Below are 1,053 nucleotides of genomic sequence, written 5' to 3' on the forward strand. Positions count from 1 at the left end.
CGCCGGGGCCGCGCTCGCGGGAGCGGTGAGCAGGGCCGCCGCCGTGACCAGGGCCGTGGCGCAGGTCGCCAGGACACCGGACCGCCGTCCGGGGGCCCGCGGGGTGGAGCGAGTGAGGGGAGGTGCGGTTCCGCGTCCCATCTCGTCTTCCTCCTGTGTGGGGGTTGGTGCGGGGGTTGATGTGGGGTTCGTGTGGGGTTTCCCATGGGCTCCGCCGACTGCCCGGCAGATGGCCGCAGCAAGCGTTTTCTACGGCGGGCCGTGAGTGTGGCAAGGGCTTTCTACGGCGTCAAGGGGGTGGTGGGACACAGGAGCCGGTCACTTCTCGCGGCGCACCAGGAGAGCGAGCAGCGCGCGCAGGTCACCGGGGGCGCGGGAGACCGGGTCGAGGCTTGCGAGACAGGCGTCGACGGCGGCGGTGCGGCGGTGCGCCTCCGCCACGGCGGCCTCGCGCCCACCCGCCTCCTCGATCAGGACCGCGGCGCGGCGGGCCGCCGACTCGTCCAGGGGCCCGGAGGAGTCCAGGAGCCGGGCGAGCGGCCGGGCGGCCGGGGTGCGGAGGGCGGCCAGCACCGGGAACGTCTTCTTGCCGCGGAGCAGGTCCGCGTGCACCGGCTTGCCCGTGACGGCGGGGTCGCCCCAGATGCCCAGCAGGTCGTCGACCACCTGGAAGGCCACGCCCAGATGCCGTCCGGCGCGGTCGAGCGCGGCGACCGTCTCCCGCGGCGCCCCGGCCAGCACGGCGCCCAGGGCGGTCGCGCAGCCCAGCAGCGCACCGGTCTTGTGCTCGGCCATCGCGCGGTACTCGTCCGGGCGGACCGCCTCGGGGCCGGTCCAGGGGCGCGTCTCGAAGAGCAGGTCGTCGGCCTGCCCGCGGACGAGGTCGTTGAGCGCGGCGGACAGGTGACGCACGGCCGACGGGATGTCGGTGCCGGTGCCGGTGCCGGTGCCAGGCGTGGCGGCCAGGGTCTCGACGGCGAGGGCGAACAGCGCGTCGCCCGCGAGGACGGCCGGGCCCGTGCCGTACGCCCGCCAGACCGCGGGGCGTCCGCG

The 1,053-nt window shown here is 76.4% G+C and carries 1 protein-coding gene; it reads right to left on the minus strand.

Annotated elements, in window-relative coordinates:
• Positions 1–318 precede the first annotated feature (318 nt).
• The coding region (locus HO151_RS02515) for a polyprenyl synthetase family protein (RefSeq protein ID WP_173894491.1) at positions 319–1,053 on the minus strand (735 nt) is incomplete at its 5' end.

The sequence above is a fragment of the Streptomyces sp. 8P21H-1 genome (genome assembly GCF_013302945.1).